General features: G+C 59.2%; 14 protein-coding genes. 5 read left to right on the top strand and 9 right to left on the bottom strand.

The window, feature by feature from the left end; translation table 11 throughout:
• Nucleotides 1–204 precede the first annotated feature (204 nt).
• Both ABDX87_RS13770 and ABDX87_RS13765 read left to right on the top strand, forming a co-directional pair.
• Entirely contained in the window at nt 205–2850 is a 2646-nt protein-coding gene (locus ABDX87_RS13770) for an MGH1-like glycoside hydrolase domain-containing protein (protein WP_346833324.1), read from the top strand.
• Between the two features lie 71 nt (nt 2851–2921).
• Entirely contained in the window at nt 2922–4109 is a 1188-nt protein-coding gene (locus tag ABDX87_RS13765) for an MFS transporter (RefSeq protein ID WP_346833323.1), read from the top strand.
• A gap of 183 nt (nt 4110–4292) precedes the next feature.
• On the opposite strand, the gene ABDX87_RS13760 is transcribed toward ABDX87_RS13765, so the two are convergent.
• Genes ABDX87_RS13760 through glyQ form a run of 4 tightly spaced genes read right to left on the bottom strand, consistent with a single transcriptional unit; the run spans nt 4293 to nt 8696 of the window.
• Nucleotides 4293–5063 (bottom strand): lysophospholipid acyltransferase family protein, encoded by a 771-nt coding sequence (locus ABDX87_RS13760; protein ID WP_346833322.1) that lies wholly within the window; start codon nt 5061–5063, stop codon nt 4293–4295.
• A gap of 56 nt (nt 5064–5119) precedes the next feature.
• On the bottom strand, nt 5120–5671 hold the full coding sequence (gene gmhB / locus ABDX87_RS13755) for a D-glycero-beta-D-manno-heptose 1,7-bisphosphate 7-phosphatase (RefSeq protein WP_346833321.1): 552 nt from the start codon (nt 5669–5671) through the stop codon (nt 5120–5122).
• Nucleotides 5672–5697: 26 nt separating this feature from the next.
• Nucleotides 5698–7752, bottom strand: a complete 2055-nt coding sequence (glyS, locus tag ABDX87_RS13750; protein WP_346833320.1) for a glycine--tRNA ligase subunit beta — start codon at nt 7750–7752, stop codon at nt 5698–5700.
• Entirely contained in the window at nt 7749–8696 is a 948-nt protein-coding gene (glyQ, locus tag ABDX87_RS13745) for a glycine--tRNA ligase subunit alpha (protein ID WP_074757446.1), read from the bottom strand. Before glyQ ends, glyS begins: the two co-directional genes overlap by 4 nt.
• 82 nt (nt 8697–8778) lie before the next feature.
• Here glyQ and ABDX87_RS13740 point away from each other — a divergent pair, with 82 nt between their 5' ends.
• Together ABDX87_RS13740 and ABDX87_RS13735 are read left to right on the top strand one after the other, a co-directional pair.
• On the top strand, nt 8779–9366 hold the full coding sequence (locus ABDX87_RS13740) for a DNA-3-methyladenine glycosylase I (protein WP_346833319.1): 588 nt from the start codon (nt 8779–8781) through the stop codon (nt 9364–9366).
• A 200-nt stretch (nt 9367–9566) separates the two neighbouring features.
• On the top strand, nt 9567–10454 hold the full coding sequence (locus tag ABDX87_RS13735) for a lysophospholipid acyltransferase (protein ID WP_346833318.1): 888 nt from the start codon (nt 9567–9569) through the stop codon (nt 10452–10454).
• 149 nt (nt 10455–10603) lie between these two features.
• On the opposite strand, the gene ABDX87_RS13730 is transcribed toward ABDX87_RS13735, so the two are convergent.
• The 5 genes from ABDX87_RS13730 to def all read right to left on the bottom strand — a co-directional run bounded on the left by ABDX87_RS13730 (nt 10604) and on the right by def (nt 15369).
• The gene (locus ABDX87_RS13730; protein ID WP_346833513.1) at nt 10604–10894 is read right to left on the bottom strand and encodes a tetratricopeptide repeat protein; all 291 of its coding nucleotides are present in this window, start codon (nt 10892–10894) and stop codon (nt 10604–10606) included.
• Nucleotides 10895–10930: 36 nt separating this feature from the next.
• The gene (gene trkA, locus ABDX87_RS13725) at nt 10931–12304 is read right to left on the bottom strand and encodes a Trk system potassium transporter TrkA (RefSeq protein ID WP_346833317.1); all 1374 of its coding nucleotides are present in this window, start codon (nt 12302–12304) and stop codon (nt 10931–10933) included.
• A gap of 154 nt (nt 12305–12458) precedes the next feature.
• Nucleotides 12459–13781 (bottom strand): 16S rRNA (cytosine(967)-C(5))-methyltransferase RsmB, encoded by a 1323-nt coding sequence (gene rsmB, locus ABDX87_RS13720; RefSeq protein ID WP_346833316.1) that lies wholly within the window; start codon nt 13779–13781, stop codon nt 12459–12461.
• Nucleotides 13778–14737, bottom strand: coding sequence for a methionyl-tRNA formyltransferase (fmt, locus tag ABDX87_RS13715; protein WP_346833315.1), 960 nt, complete (start codon nt 14735–14737; stop codon nt 13778–13780). Before fmt ends, rsmB begins: the two co-directional genes overlap by 4 nt.
• A 125-nt stretch (nt 14738–14862) precedes the next feature.
• The gene (def, locus tag ABDX87_RS13710; protein WP_346833314.1) at nt 14863–15369 is read right to left on the bottom strand and encodes a peptide deformylase; all 507 of its coding nucleotides are present in this window, start codon (nt 15367–15369) and stop codon (nt 14863–14865) included.
• Between the two features lie 142 nt (nt 15370–15511).
• Between def and ABDX87_RS13705 the strand changes: the two genes are divergently transcribed.
• On the top strand, nt 15512–16537 hold the full coding sequence (locus ABDX87_RS13705) for a LysM peptidoglycan-binding domain-containing protein (RefSeq protein WP_346833313.1): 1026 nt from the start codon (nt 15512–15514) through the stop codon (nt 16535–16537).
• Nucleotides 16538–16637: the final 100 nt, after the last annotated feature.

Genomic DNA, 16637 nt, shown 5'->3' with positions numbered 1-16637 from the left:
TGAGCAACGCGCAATACCGAGAGGCAAAAAGTGTGGTCCCACGCTCGAACCATACACCGGCGGTGTACAGGGTCTAATTGCCATGCGTAATCGCCCTTTGAATTACCGGGTTGCCAATAATTTGACCGAACGCGGCCCCCGATAGATTTCCTTGCAATCAGCGCCTGTCTTGAACCGGCCAATCTGACTTTCTGGAAAGTGAACATGCCTGCCGAAACAATCAGTAAAGCCCTGCAGCAGACCACCGAGGGATTACGCCTTGTAGGGGACGCAGCCGACCCTTGGCGGGAATGGGGACCGTATGTCAGTGATCGTCAGTGGGGGACGGTGCGAGAGGATTACAGTGCCGACGGCGACGCGTGGGCTTACTTCCCGCATGATCATGCTCGCAGCCGAGCTTACCGGTGGGGCGAAGATGGTCTGGCGGGGTTCTCTGACAAGTCGCAGCACTGGTGTATCGGACTGGCGTTATGGAACGAGCGTGATGCGATTCTCAAGGAGCGCCTGTTCGGTTTGAACAACGCCGAAGGCAACCACGGCGAGGACGTGAAAGAACTTTATTTCCACGTTGACGGTTTGCCGAGTCATGCCTACATGCGCATGCTCTACAAATATCCACAAGCTGCCTTTCCTTACAGTGATCTCGTTGAAGAAAACGCACGACGCGGGCTGGACGATCCCGAGTACGAAGTGCTCGATACCGGAGTGTTCAACGACAATCATTATTTTGATGTGACCATCGAATACGCCAAGCACACGCCCGATGACATCTTCATGCGGGTGACCGTGGTCAACCGATCCGATTGCTCGGCCAGTCTGCGCGTGTTGCCACAGCTGTGGGCGCGGGATATTTGGAGCTGGACCGGCGAGCCCGTCGACCGCCCTGCCCTCTCGCTGCAGAACGATCGAGTGGTCGCTCGTCACCCATCACAGCCTGACAAGGAAGTCACCGCCTGGGGAAAGCAGCCCTGCGACTGGCTGTTTTGCGAGAACAGCACCAACACTCCTCGACTGTTCGGCGAGCCTGCCAGTGGGCCTTTCAAGGATGGCATCAATGATTACATTGTCGGCGCCCACCCCGATGCGATTCGACGTGATACAGGCACCAAGGTTGCCGCGCATTTCCGCATGCACCTTGAAGCCGGCGCATCTGAGGTCGTTTACCTGCGCTTTGCGCCGGCCGGGTCGGCTCACGTGAATGCCAGGGCCCTGTTTGAACAGCGCACGTCCGAGGCCAACGAGTATTACGGTGCGCTTCAGCACGCGCTGAAGGATGAGGATGCCCGCAATGTCCAGCGTCAGGCGCTGGCGGGATTGCTATGGTCCAAGCAGCTTTACTATTTCGACGTCAAAGCCTGGCTGGAGGGTGATTCAGGAAAGGGCCCTGTGCCCACAGGGCGCTCGCACATTCGCAACAACCAGTGGCGCCACTTGTGCAATTTCGACATCGTCTCGATGCCCGATAAATGGGAGTACCCGTGGTACGCCTCATGGGATTTGGCGTTTCAGGCCGTGGCATTTGCATTGATCGACATCGAGTTCGCCAAGGACCAGTTACTGATGCTGGTCAAAGACCGCTTCATGCATCCCAACGGCCAGCTTCCAGCTTATGAGTGGCGTTTCGACGACGCCAACCCACCGGTCCATGCCTGGGCGACGTGGCGTGTCTATCAAATGGAAAAAACGCAAACCGGCAAGGGAGACGTGGTTTTCCTGGAGCGAGTTTTACACAAGCTGCTGCTGAATTTTTCATGGTGGGTCAATCGTAAGGATGCCGAGGGGCACAACATCTTTCAGGGAGGCTTCCTGGGACTGGATAACATTGGTCTGTTCGATCGCTCAGCCGCCCTCGCCCCCGGTTACCAGCTGGACCAGGCGGACGGCACTGCGTGGGTTGCGGGCTACGCGCTGGACCTGATGCGTATTGCGCTGGAGCTTGCTCAGCACAATGAGGTGTACGTCGACATTGCAGTGAAGTTCTTCGAGCACTTCCTTTATATAGCCGGGGCGATCAACGAGGTCGACAAGGAGGATGTAGAGGGACTCTGGAATGAAGACGACGGCTTTTTCTACGATGTTCTGCACCGACCTGACGGTCTGCGCGAATCCGTTCGGCTTCGCTCTTTCGTGGGGCTGATCCCTCTGTTTGCCGTGCGTGTTCTGGAGCAGCGCGAGCATGAAGGTTTGAAGGGACTGCGTGAGCGTTTGCTGGGCTTTCTCCACCATCGCCCCGACCTTGCGGCGTTGATCTCTCGCTGGACCGAACCGGGCAAGGGCAACCGCTTGCTGCTGGCACTGTTGCGTGGACAGCGCACCAAAGATCTGATCAAGCGCATGCTCGATGAAAGCGAGTTTCTTTCGGGCTTCGGTGTGCGGTCTTTGTCCCGTTACTATGGCGATCAGCCGTTCAAGATGCAGGTGGATGGCAGCACGCTGTGTGCCGATTATCAGCCAGCGGAATCGAACTCTCGTTTGTTCGGCGGCAACTCGAACTGGCGCGGGCCGGTGTGGATGCCGCTGAACTACATGCTGATCGAATCCTTGCGAGAGTTTCATCGCTACTACGGCGAGAATTTTTCCGTTGAATACCCCAACGGCTCGGGGTATCTGGCGTCACTGGATGAAGTGGCAGACGGGCTAAGCCATCGCATAAACAGCCTTTTCCTACGAAATGAGGCAGGCAATCGCCCTTCCATGGCGGGTTATCCACAGCTTGAAATAGATCCCGAAAGTCGGGATCTGGTGTTGTTTCATGAGTATTTCCACGGCGAAAACGGGCGCGGTTTAGGGGCGTCACACCAGACTGGCTGGAGTGCGCTGGTGGCCCTTCTCCTTCAGCCGAAGGAATAGACTTGCCAACCGCTCGGTGAACATCGGAATCGCGGTACCAGGAAAAAGACGGGTCAAGGAGCTGTAACCGGATGTCGTTTCGCAAATACAAGAAAGTGCTGGCGATCCCGAGGGTATTGCCGGCCACGCTGTTTATGTTCGTCGCGGGTCTACCGCTGACGATCATGACGCTGACGTTAAGCCTTCACGTCCTCAATGAGATGGGGCGCAGTTATTTCGATGCCGGCCTGGTGGCGACGGCCACGGCATTGGGATTTGCGGTGGGATCACCGTTACTGGGACGCATGATGGATCGGCACGGTCTACGCCCTGTGGTCGCGGTCTGCGGTGCGTTATCCACAATCGCCTGGGTTCTGCTGCCACTGGTGAACTACTCGCTGTTCGTCGCGCTGGCCTTCGCTGCCGGCGTTTTCACTATACCCACCGGCTCCCTCTCAAGGCAGTTCGTCGCCAGTCTGGTACCGGAGGATCAGCGTCGTCCTGCTTATTCGCTGACGACGATGCTGATGGAGCTCTCTTTTGTCATCACGCCTGCTGTCGGCATTCTGTTGATAACGGCTTATTCGGCTACCGCGGTGCTGGTGGGTATCGGCATTTGGCGTGCGCTGTCGTACGTGGCGCTTTACCTGTTGAACTGGCCGATCCGCAATCCCGATGAAGTCGTCGCGGTGACGGAGCCTGCCCGGCCGAAGTTGCGTGAGTGGCTCAATGCACGGTTGATCAGCGTGTTGCTGATCAGCTCGGGCGCACTGTTTGTGCTGTTCGGGACGGAACTGGCGTTGATTGCGGTGTTGCGGGAAAACGGCGAGATCGCTTACACCGGCTATGTCATCGCAGCCATGTCGATTGCGTCGATTGCCGGTGGTTTCGTTCACGGGATTGTCCACAGGTCCTGGTCGTTGAACCGGCTGGCAGTGACCATGAGTCTGTTATTGCTGCCTGTCGTCTTCTTCGACCATGTCTGGTGGTGGCTGTTACTGGCGCTGTTGCCGACCAACCTGTTGTGTACGCCGACGCTGGCGGCGAGCTCCGAAGCGGTCGCGCAGCTCGCCCCAGCCAGTGTGCGAGGTCAGGTCATGGGGCTGCAGGACTCAGCGAATCGAATGGGCCAGACCCTGTCCATGCCGTTGGTGGGGTATGCAATTGATAGCCTGTCACCCGCAATGGGGTTCGTGGCAGCGGCGTGTGGCGGGCTGGTTTTAATCGCAATCGCGGCGTTGTGCGATCTGTGGATATCGAAACGGACTCAAGCGGCCTGAAAACAAAACCGGCCTTGACCGAGAAGGCTCAAGACCGGTAGGTTCAGCGCTGAAAATGAGTGCTCAGAAAAACTTATGCACGTTTTAGGCTTGATAATGACCGACAGAAATAAGTAATTAAATTAGACACTTAGATCGGTTTATCAAAAATCTCACACAATTGGTGCACAGGTTATCCACAATTCACGCGGGTGATTTTTCAGGTGTGGGCACAGGCATGGCTGGCGAGCCCAAAGCCTTCTGAGTGGCTTCATTCCAGGCATAGACACGGTCGTTCAGCGCTGCGATAGCGCGCGGCCCTGTGCCTTCCGCATACATGGGTTGGCCGATCACCAGCTCAATGGTCCCAGGTTTTTTCCCCCAACCTTCTTTCGGCCAATATTTGCCCGCATTGTGGGCGATTGGAAGCACCGGCAACTCGGCGTTGACGGCCATCGCTGAACCACTGCGCGAGAATTTTCCGATCTGGCCGTAAGGCACCCGCGTTCCTTCCGGAAAGATCATTACCCATACGCCGTCCTTCAACAGCTCATCGCCCTTCTTCGCCACGACCTTGAGCGCGGCCTTGGGGTTGTTGCGGTCGATGGCGATCGGTCGCAGCATCGCCATGGCCCAACCGAAGAACGGCACGTACAGCAGCTCACGCTTGAGCACCTGACTCAGCGGCTGGAAGTGCGCGGACAGGAAGAACGTTTCCCACGTGCTTTGATGATTCGAAACGATCACACAAGGCGTCTTGGGGACGTTTTCCTGGCCTGTGACATTGACCCGGATGTTGAGCAGCACCTTGGTCAGCCAGACCGCACAGCGACACCAATAGACATTGATGAAGCGATAACGAATGCGGAATGGCAGGAAAGGCGCGATGAAAAAACTCAGCGAGCACCACAGCAGAGCGCTGGTGCCCAGCAGCAGGTAAAAGAAGAAGATCCTGATGGCCTGCACTATCGACATAGCTGCTTTTACCATTACGGGCAGTGCCCGGATTGAGCGTGCCGTTGAACGACCGGTCAGCCGTTCAACGAAGCGCTGTTGTGGATAAGTTCGGCGGCAACCGCCGCCAGATCGTCAAAAATCAACGTTCCCGCGGGCAATGGATTGCTCCGCGTCTTGTGACCTTTGCCCGTCATGACCAGAACAGGTTGAGAGTCGACGGCCACCGCCGCCTCCAGGTCACCCTTGCTGTCGCCGACAAACCAGATTCCGTGCAAATCGACGGCGTAATGGCTGGCAATGGTCCGCAACATGCCCGGCTTCGGTTTGCGGCAATCGCACCCTTCATCCGGCCCATGAGGACAATAAACAATCAGACCGACCTCGCCGCCATGCGCCGCTACGAGTTCACGCAACCGTGCGTGCATGGCGTCCAGGGTGGCCAGATCGTAATAGCCGCGAGCGATGCCGGACTGGTTGGTGGCGACTGCCACCGTCCAGCCGGCCTTGCTCAGTTGCGCGATCGCCTCGATCGAGCCGGGGATCGGAATCCACTCTTGCACCGACTTGATGTAAGCATCGGAGTCTTCGTTGATCACTCCGTCCCGATCGAGAATCAGCAGCTTCAAATCATGTTCTCCTGCTTCAGCCCGGCTTAACCCAGAAGGGAAATGTCGGCGACGCCGAGGAACAGGTTGCGCAGACGTGCCAGCAACGCATAACGGTTGGCCCGCACGTTCGCATCTTCTGCGTTCACCATCACGGCTTCGAAGAAGGCGTCCACGGGTTCGCGAAGGGCGGCCAGACGTGTCAGGGCTTCGTTGTACTGACGGTTGGCAGACATCGGCGCGACGGCCTGATCAGCCTGTTGAATCGCCGAGTACAGCGAAAACTCGTTGGCGTTGTCGAAGTACTTCGGCTCGACGGTGTGGGCAATGCTGCCCTCCGCTTTGCTCAGCAGATTCGACACACGCTTGTTCACGGCCGCCAGTGCCGCCGCTTCAGGCAGCTTGCGGAATGCCTGAACGGCTTGCACCCGCTGATCGAAATCCAGGGCCGAGCCTGGTTGCAGGGCACGTACCGACAGGTAAACCGACACATCCACGCCTTCGTCTTCGTAACGCGCACGCAGGCGGTCGAAGATGAACTCAAGGACTTGCTCGGCCAGACCGGCCGATTTGACCTTGGCACCGAACTGGGTGACGGCGAACTGCACGGTCTTGATCAGATCGAGGTCCAGCTTCTTCTCGATCAGGATGCGCAAGATGCCCAGCGCTGCACGACGCAGTGCGTACGGATCTTTGCTGCCGGTCGGCAACATGCCGATCCCGAAGATGCCGACCAGCGTGTCAAGCTTGTCGGCGATCGCCACGGCCGAGCCGGTCAGGGTGCTTGGCAAGTCGGCGCCAGCGCCACGCGGCATGTACTGCTCGTTGAGCGCCAGCGCTACGTCTTCCGGCTCGCCATCCGCCAGCGCGTAGTAGTAACCCGCTACGCCCTGCATTTCAGGGAACTCGCCGACCATTTCGGTCGCCAGGTCGCACTTGGACAGCAGGCCAGCGCGGCCGGCGCGCTGAGCGTCGCCGCCAATGCGCGGCGCGATGAACGCGGCCAGTTTGGAAACGCGCTCGGCTTTGTCGAAGACGGTACCCAGCTGAGCCTGGAAAACGACGTTCTGCAGACGCTGGTTGAAGGTTTCCAGCTTCTGCTTCTTGTCCTGCTTGAAGAAGAACTCGGCGTCGGTCAGACGTGGGCGAACGACTTTCTCGTTACCCAGGACGATCTGCGACGGGTCCTTGCTCTCGATGTTGGCGACGGTGATGAAGCGCGGCAGCAGCTTGCCGTCGGCATCCAGCAGGCAGAAATACTTCTGGTTGTCCTGCATGGTGGTGATCAAGGCTTCCTGAGGGACTTCCAGGAAACGCTCTTCGAACGAACACACCAGCGGAACCGGCCACTCGACCAGCGCGGTCACTTCGTCGAGCAGTGCAGCCGGGACGATCGCAGTGCCTTCGTGCTGGGTGGCCAGCTCGTCGACGCGCTTGCTGATCAGCTGACGGCGCTCGTTGAAGTCGGCCAGGACATGGGCCGCGCGCAGGTCGCTGGCGTAGTTGGCTGGCGAAGTGATGCGCACGCTTTCAGGGTGGTGGAAGCGATGACCACGGGACTCACGCCCTGCGGTTTGAGCCAGGATCGTGCAGTCGATCACTTGATCGCCAAACAGCATCACCAACCATTGGGTCGGACGAACGAACTCTTCCTTGCGAGCACCCCACCGCATGCGCTTAGGGATCGGCAGGTCATTCAACGAGTCTTCGATGATGGTCGGCAGCAGGCTCGACGTCGGCTTACCGGCGATGCTCTGGCTGTAACGCAGCTTGGGACCGCTCTGGTCGATTTCGCTCAGATCGACGCCGCACTTCTTGGCGAAGCCCAGTGCTGCCTGGGTCGGATTGCCTTCGGCGTCAAACGCAGCCTGACGTGGCGGGCCGTCCAGATTGACGCTGCGGTCCGGTTGCTGAGTCGCCAGTTCGGTGATCAGCACCGCCAGACGACGCGGCGCGGCATACACCTGCTTGGCGCTGTAGGTCAGACCCGCAGCCTGCAGGCCTTTTTCGATACCGGCCAGGAATGCATCGGCCAGGGTGTTCAGGGCTTTGGGTGGCAGTTCTTCGGTGCCCAATTCAACCAGGAAATCTTGAGCACTCATTGTGCAGCCTCCAGCTTAGCCAACACTTCATCGCGAATATCAGGTGCGGCCATCGGGAAGCCAAGCTTGGCCCGGGCCATCAGGTACGCCTGGGCAACGGAACGCGCCAGCGTGCGCACGCGCAGAATGTATTGCTGACGCGCGGTCACGGAAATCGCGCGACGGGCATCCAGCAGGTTGAAGGTGTGCGACGCCTTGAGCACCATTTCGTAGCTCGGCAGCGGCAGTTCAGCAGCGATCAGGCGCACGGCTTCGCTTTCGTAGAAATCGAACAGTTCGAACAGTTTGTCGACATTGGCGTGTTCGAAGTTGTAGGTCGATTGCTCCACTTCGTTCTGGTGGAACACATCGCCGTAGGTCACTTTGCCGAATGGACCGTCGGTCCAGACCAGGTCGTAGACCGACTCAACGCCTTGCAGGTACATCGCCAGACGCTCGAGACCGTAGGTGATCTCGCCAGTGACCGGGTAGCACTCGATGCCACCGACTTGCTGGAAGTAGGTGAATTGAGAAACTTCCATGCCGTTCAGCCAGATTTCCCAGCCCAGGCCCCACGCGCCAAGGGTTGGCGATTCCCAGTTGTCTTCGACGAAACGCACATCGTGGACCAGTGGATCGAGGCCGACATGTTTCAGCGAGCCCAGATACAGCTCCTGGAAGTTGTCCGGGTTTGGCTTCAGAACAACCTGGAACTGATAGTAGTGCTGCAGGCGGTTAGGGTTCTCGCCATAACGGCCATCAGTAGGACGACGGCTCGGCTGTACGTAGGCGGCGTTCCAGGTCTCCGGGCCGACGGCGCGCAGAAACGTGGCGGTGTGGAAAGTGCCGGCGCCCACTTCCATATCGTAGGGCTGAAGTACCACACAACCTTGCTCTGCCCAGTATTGCTGGAGGGCGAGGATCAAGTCTTGGAAGGTACGCACGGCTGGCGTAGGCTGGCTCACGAAATTCACCTGTACTGGGGGGCTGCGATTTAAAGAGCGGGAGTATACCCGATTCAGCAGCGCCTCCACCCTTGGGAGCCCTATGCCACGCTGCTTTTGGTGCAACGAAGATCCGCTTTACATGGACTATCACGATCAGGAGTGGGGCGTGCCGTTGCGCGACGCGCAGATGCTGTTCGAGTTTCTATTGCTCGAAGGGTTCCAGGCGGGTCTGTCGTGGATCACGATTTTGAAGAAGCGCGCGCGGTATCGCGAAGTGATGTTCAACTTCGAAGTGCAGCGCATTGCAAACATGACCGATGCCGAGATCGAGGCATTGATGCTTGAGCCGGGCATCATCCGCAATCGCCTGAAACTCAACGCCGCGCGAAAGAATGCACAGGCCTGGCTGCGTCTGGAAGACCCGGTTGCTTTCGTCTGGTCGTTCGTCGGTGGCCAGCCCAAGGTCAATCACTTCAAAGACCGCAGCGAAGTCCCGGCCATCACGCCCGAGGCCGAAGCCATGAGCAAGGCCCTGAAAAAAGCCGGCTTCACTTTCGTCGGCCCAACCATTTGCTATGCGTACATGCAAGCCACAGGGATGGTCATGGACCATACGGTGGATTGTGATCGGTATGCGCAGTTGGTTGGGGTTCAAGCGGTCTGTTTCTCTGAAGCGCCACTTGGCTAGCGAAGATCCCTGTTGGAGTGAGCTTGCTCACGAAGAGGCCGGCACATCCGTTAAATCTTTGGCGGTTGAGTGTCAGTCTTCGTGAGCAAGCTCACTCCCACAGGGGGCGGCGTCTCTTTATAGGCGGCAGTGCCGATGGTTTGGCGAACCTTTAATGCTGAGCGGTTACAATGCCCAACTCATCGATTCAGGAGTGATCTGTGGATAAGTTCAAAGGCGCCATGATGGTCGGGGCGTTGCGGTTGTTTGCCCTGTTGCCGTGGCGTGCTGTGCAATGGGTCGGTACCGGCATCGGCTGGTTGATGTGGAAGCTGCCCAACCGTTCCCGCGAAGTTGCCCGCATCAACCTCTCCAAATGTTTTCCCGAGCTGAGCCCTGCCGAGCTTGAGGCGCTGGTCGGTCGCAGTCTGATGGACATCGGCAAGACCCTGACCGAAAGCGCCTGTGCGTGGATCTGGCCTGCTCAAAAATCGATCAACCTGGTCCGGGAAGTCGAAGGCCTTCAGGTGCTGAAGGACGCGCTGGCTTCAGGGAAAGGTGTGGTCGGTATCACCAGCCATCTGGGCAATTGGGAAGTGCTCAACCACTTCTACTGCAGCCAGTGCAAACCGATCATTTTCTATCGTCCACCCAAGCTCAAGGCAGTGGATGAACTGCTGCGTAAGCAGCGCGTGCAGTTGGGTAACCGCGTGGCGGCGTCGACCAAGGAAGGGATTCTCAGCGTGATCAAGGAAGTGCGCAAAGGCGGTTCTGTGGGAATTCCGGCGGATCCGGAGCCAGCTGAGTCGGCCGGTATCTTCGTGCCTTTCTGCGGCACCGTGGCGCTGACCAGCAAGTTCGTGCCGAATATGCTGGCGGGCGGCAAAGCGGTCGGTGTGTTTCTGCACGCCATGCGCCTGGACGACGGCTCAGGCTACAAAGTGGTTCTGGAAGCAGCGCCGGAAGACATGTACAGCACCGACACCGAAACCTCGGCTGCGGCGATGAGCAAGGTCGTTGAAAAGTACGTGCGCGCTTACCCGAGCCAGTACATGTGGACCATGAAGCGCTTCAAGAAGCGGCCTGAGGGTGAGGCGCGCTGGTATTGAGTCTGGCCTGAGCAAGCTCGGTCATTACTGTAAGAGCCGGCTTGCTGGCGAATGGAGCCGTCCTGATGCATCAATGTTGAATGACGCATCGGGTTCGCCAGCAAGCCGGCTCCTGCAATCAATTGCATTCCGATGTGGGATCTGTGGCGCTACGCTTTGCGATCCAGCTTTTTAAGAAACACCGTCATCTCTTTTTCGGCCTGTTTGTCGCCATGGCCGACTGCCGCTGAAATCCCCTGCTCCCAGGCCTGACGGGCTTGTGCGGTATCCCCGGACGCCAGCCAGGCCTTGCCGAGCAGTTTCCACGCCGCGGAATATTTCGGGTCGAACTCGACACAGCGCTGCAAGTGCTCGACGGCTTTCTGATGATCTCCCGCATCGAGATAACCCTTGCCCAGCCCGAATCTGAGCAAGGCGTTGTCCATGCCCTTGGCGAGCATCTTTTCCAGCGATTCGAGCACGTCGGTCCTCCCGGCTTAAAAAAAACTCAGCCCTACCTGAAACAGCCGTTCAACATCGCGGATGTACTTTTTATCCACAAGGAACATCACCACGTGGTCGCCGGATTCGATCACGGTGCTGTCGTGGGCGATCAACACTTGTTCGGCGCGGGTGATGGCGCCGATGGTCGTGCCGGGCGGTAGATTGATGTCCTTGATGGCCTTGCCGATCACCTTGCTGGACTTGGCATCGCCGTGGGCCACGACCTCGATAGCTTCCGCAGCGCCGCGCCGTAACGAGTGCACGCTGACAATGTCGCCGCGCCGCACGTGAGCGAGCAAGGTGCCGATGGTCGCCAACTGCGGGCTGACCGCGATGTCGATTTCCCCGCCCTGCACCAGGTCCACATACGCCGGGTTGTTGATGATGGTCATGACTTTTTTCGCGCCCAGCCGCTTGGCCAGCAACGATGACATGATGTTGGCTTCATCATCGTTGGTCAGCGCAAGGAACAGGTCGGCATTGTCGATGTTTTCTTCCACCAACAGGTCGCGGTCCGAAGAGCTGCCTTGCAGGATCACGGTGTTGTCGAGCGTGTCCGACAAATAGCGACAGCGTGCCGGGTTCATCTCGATGATTTTTACCTGGTAACGATTTTCGATGGCCTCGGCCAGACGCTCGCCGATCTGCCCGCCACCCGCAATGACGATGCGTTTGTAGCTCTCGTCCAGACGGCGCATTTCGCCCATCACCGCACGAATGTCCGCCTTGGCTGCAATGAAGAAGACTTCGTCATCCGCCTCGATGACGGTATCGCCTTGGGGAATGATCGGACGGTCCCGGCGGAAAATGGCCGCGACGCGGGTGTCGACATTTGGCATGTGCGCGCGCAACTGACGCAGTTGCTGACCCACCAACGGGCCGCCGTAATACGCCTTCACGGCAACGAGTTGCACCTTGCCCCCGCTAAAGTCTATGACCTGGAGGGCGCTTGGGTATTCGATCAGACGCTTGATGTAATTGGTGACCACTTGCTCGGGGCTGATCAAAACGTCCACCGGAATGGCGTCGTTGTCGAACAGTCCGGCACGGGTCAGGTAGGCCGATTCCCGAACCCGGGCGATCTTGGTCGGGGTATGAAACAACGTGTAGGCGACCTGACAGGCGACCATGTTGGTTTCATCGCTGCTGGTCACGGCCACCAGCATGTCGGCATCGTCGGCGCCGGCTTGCCTGAGTACGGTCGGGAAAGAGCCGCGGCCCTGAACGGTGCGGATATCCAGACGGTCACCCAGCGCGCGGAGCCGATCGGCGTCGGTGTCGACCACGGTGATGTCGTTGGCTTCACTGGCCAGATGCTCCGCCAGCGTGCCACCGACCTGTCCTGCACCGAGAATGATGATCTTCAATCAATCTCTCCCTTGAAATGATGATTCCCACGACGCCGATCTCTGCAGGAGCGCGCTTGGTCTGGACCGCACCCGGGCGAAAGGGTCGTGTCAGTCGACGAATGCGCCACAGACATACCGCAATAGCGGGCAAGCGCGCTCCTACAGAAATGGATTATGACGTTGCGGCGATCTTGATCAGTTTGGCGTAATAAAAGCCATCATGGCCACCTTCCTGCGCCAGCAGCTGGCGGCCGTGGGGCTGTTTCAGGCCCGGCGGCGGATTGCCTTGCTGACCGGCGATGTCCAGCTCTCGTGCGCCGGGCGTGCGGGCGAGGAAGGCGTCGATCACTTCGGTGTTCTCGGTGGGCAGGGTCGAGCACGTGGCGTACAGCAGAATCCCGCCCACTTGCAGGGTCGGCCACAACGCATCCAGCAGTTCGCCTTGCAGCGTCGCAAGGGCCGGAATGTCATCGGCCTGACGGGTCAGCTTGATGTCCGGGTGACGACGAATGACGCCCGTCGCCGAACACGGCGCGTCGAGCAGAATGCGCTGGAACGGCTTGCCGTCCCACCACTGATCGGTCGCACGGGCGTCGGCGGCAATGAGCTCGGCGCTCAGGCCCAGACGGTCCAGGTTTTCCTTCACGCGCACCATGCGCTTGGCTTCCAGGTCCACGGCGACAACGCCCGCGAGCCCCGGCTGTACCTCAAGCAAATGGCAGGTCTTGCCGCCCGGTGCGCAACAGGCATCGAGCACCCGTTGACCCGGCGCCAGCTCCAGCAGATCGGCCGCCAGTTGTGCAGCTTCGTCCTGCACGCTGATCCAGCCCTCAGCGAAACCCGGCAGCGAGCGGACGTCACCCGGTTCGGTCAGCACGATACCTTCCTGACTGAAGGTGCTGGCAGTGGCGGCAATGCCTGCGTCCTGCAGCAACTGAAGGTACTGATCACGGGTTTTATGACGACGATTGACCCGCAGGATCATCGGCGGGTGTGCGTTGTTCGCAGCACAAATCGCTTCCCAATGCTCCGGCCATGCGGCTTTCAGGGCTTTTTGCAGCCAGCGCGGATGAGCGGTTCTCACGACAGGATCGTGTTCGAGCTCCGTCAGCAACGCTTCGCCCTCACGCTGAGCACGACGCAGGACCGCGTTGAGCAAGGCCTTGGCCCACGGTTTTTTCAGTTTGTCTGCGCAACCGACGGTTTCGCCGATGGCCGCATGGGCGGGGATGCGCGAATAGAAGAGCTGATACAGACCGACCAGCAGCAAAGCTTGAACGTCGTTGTCGGCGGTTTTGAACGGTTTCTGCAGCAGTTTCGCGGCGAGTGCTGACAACCGGGGTTCCCAGCGAGCGGTGCCGAACGCCAGGTCTTGGGTCAGGCCGCGATCACGGTCGTCGACCTTGTCCAGTTGAGTGGGCAGCGAGCTGTTGAGCGACGCTTTACCGCTGAGTACGGCAGCCAATGCCTTGGCAGCGGCGAGACGCGGATTCATTGGCTGTCCACCTGAGCGCCCAATACGGTGCCGACAGCGAATTTCTCACGGCGACTGTTGAACAGATCCGCGAAGCCCAGCGGTTTGCCGCCCGGCAATTGCAAGCGCGTCAGGCGCAGGGCGTTTTGTCCACAGGCCACCACCAGACCGTCCTTGCTGGCGCTGAGTACCGTACCGGGCTCGCCCTCGCCTTCGGCGACGTGAGCAGCGAGCACTTTCAGCGCTTCACCGTTGAGGGTGCTGTGGCAGATCGGCCAAGGGTTGAAGGCGCGAACCAGGCGCTCCAGTTCATCCGCCGGGCGCGTCCAGTCGATGCGTGCTTCGTCTTTGTTTAGCTTGTGAGCGTAGGTGGCGAGACTGTCGTCCTGCACTTCGCCCACCAGTGAACCCTCGGCCAGGCCTGCGATGGCCTGTAGAACGGCAACGGGTCCGAGTTCAGCCAGGCGATCGTGCAAGGTGCCGCCAGTGTCTTCGCCGGTAATCGCGGTTACGGTCTTGAGCAGCATTGGTCCTGTGTCCAGCCCGGCTTCCATGCGCATGACCGTGACGCCGCTTTCAGCATCGCCGGCCTGCACGGCGCGCTGGATCGGCGCTGCACCACGCCAGCGTGGCAGCAGAGATGCGTGGCTGTTGATGCAGCCCAGGCGCGGAATATCCAGCACCACCTGCGGCAGGATCAGGCCGTAGGCGACCACCACCATCAGATCGGGCTTGAGAGCGGCGAGCTCGGCTTGTGCTTCAGGCGCACGCAGAGTGGGCGGTTGCAGCACAGGGATATCGTGCTGCAGGGCGAGTTGCTTGACCGGGCTAGGCATCAGCTTCTGGCCACGGCCCGCCGGGCGATCGGGCTGGGTGTAAACCGCGATCACGTCATAAGGGCTGTCGAGCAGGGCTTTGAGGTGTTCAGCGGCAAATTCAGGGGTGCCGGCGAAGACGATGCGCAGTGGCTCAGTCATGGGCTTCTCGTTGAGGAGTATGGCCGCAGGAAAGCGTCTGCCCGGGATTGCAGGGTGTCAGCCGCCGGGTGCGTCAAAGACAGATTGCAATCGCGGGCAAGCGCGCTCCTACGGATAGAGAGGGGTCAGGCGTTCTGCTTGTGCAGTTTTTCCAGCTTCTTCTTGATCCGGTCACGCTTGAGATTGGACAGGTAGTCCACGAACAGCTTGCCGTTCAGGTGATCGCATTCGTGCTGGATGCACACGGCGAGCAGGCCTTCGGCGATGAGTTCGTAAGGCTGACCGTCACGGTCCAGCGCCTTGATCTTGATCTTCTGAGGACGGTCGACGTTTTCATAGAAGCCAGGAACCGACAGGCAGCCTTCCTGATACTGATCCATTTCGTCGGTCAGCGCCTCGATCTCGGGGTTGATGAAAACCCGTGGCTCGCTGCGATCTTCGGAGAGATCCATTACAACGACGCGCTTGTGTACGTTAACCTGCGTCGCCGCCAGACCGATGCCAGGAGCCTCGTACATGGTTTCAAACATGTCGTCGACCAACTGGCGAATGCCGTCGTCCACAGCAACCACCGGCTTGGCGATGGTGCGCAGGCGCGAATCGGGGAATTCGAGAATGTTTAAAATGGCCATATACGTAAGAGCTGCACTTGTAGGGTAAAGTCAAAATCGGCTGCTAGGCTGTGGACGTCACAAGCGGGCAACCCTTGTAAAACCGAAGTCTCGCAAGACTCAATGTTTCACGCGAAGCCAACATGATAAAGGGATTCACCGCATGAGGAAATCACTACTCGCCCTGCTGCTGTTGGCCGCGACAGGCCTTGTCCAGGCGCAAGTACAACTCAGGGATGGCCATCCACAGAGTTACACCGTTGTCGCCGGTGACACACTCTGGGACATTTCCGGCAAGTTTCTGAGCCAGCCGTGGAAGTGGCCGCAGCTCTGGCGCGCCAACCCGCAGGTCCACGACCCTGATCTGATCTACCCTGGCGACACGCTGAACCTCATTTATGTGGACGGCCAGCCGAGGATTGTCCTCAACCGCGGTGAGTCTCGTGGCACGATCAAACTCTCCCCGCGCGTGCGCAGCACGCCTATCGCCGATGCGATTCCGACCATTCCGCTGGGTGCCATCAATGCCTTCCTGCTCAACAACCGGATCATGGACACCGCCGAGCAGTTCGAGGATGCGCCGTACATCGTCGCCGGCAATGGCGAGCGCGTCCTGAGCGGCGCCGGGGACCGGATTTATGCGCGCGGCAGTTTTGACCCGGCCCACGTGTCCTACGGCATCTTCCGCAAGGGCAAGACCTACTACGATCCAGAAACCGATGAGCCCTTGGGTATCAACGGCGACGACATCGGCAGCGGTGAGGTGGTAGCCCGCGAAGGTGACGTGGCGACGGTGCAGATGCAGCGTTCGACTCAAGAGGTCCGGCTGGGCGACCGCCTGTTCGTCAGTGAAGAGCGCGCGATCAACTCCAACTTTCTGCCGAGTGAGCCGAAGCAGGAGATCAGGGGCATGATCATCGATGTGCCGCGCGGCGTCACACAGATCGGCGAGTTTGACGTGGTCACCCTGGACCGTGGACGCCTCGACGGTCTGGCTGAAGGTAACGTGCTGGCGATCTACAAGGCGGGCGAAACCGTTCGCGACCGCATCACGGGCGAGCAGGTAAAAATCCCGGACGAGCGTTCCGGTCTGCTGATGGTATTCCGTACTTACAATCGCTTGAGCTACGCGATGGTGCTTCATGCGTCCAGATCTCTGGCGGTGAACGACCGGGTGCGCAATCCGTAATGCTATGTATCAGCTCCAAAACACTTTTTCCCACCGGCATGCTTCACTTATCTAATTGTTGTTAACAGACTTATCCACAGGTTTGCCCACTCATTGAAGT

The sequence above is a fragment of the Pseudomonas abietaniphila genome, from assembly GCF_039697315.1.
In the GTDB taxonomy this organism is placed as follows: domain Bacteria; phylum Pseudomonadota; class Gammaproteobacteria; order Pseudomonadales; family Pseudomonadaceae; genus Aquipseudomonas; species Aquipseudomonas abietaniphila_B.
The sequence above is the reverse complement of the archived record's forward strand: the minus strand, read 5'-3'. Positions and strand labels throughout refer to the sequence as shown.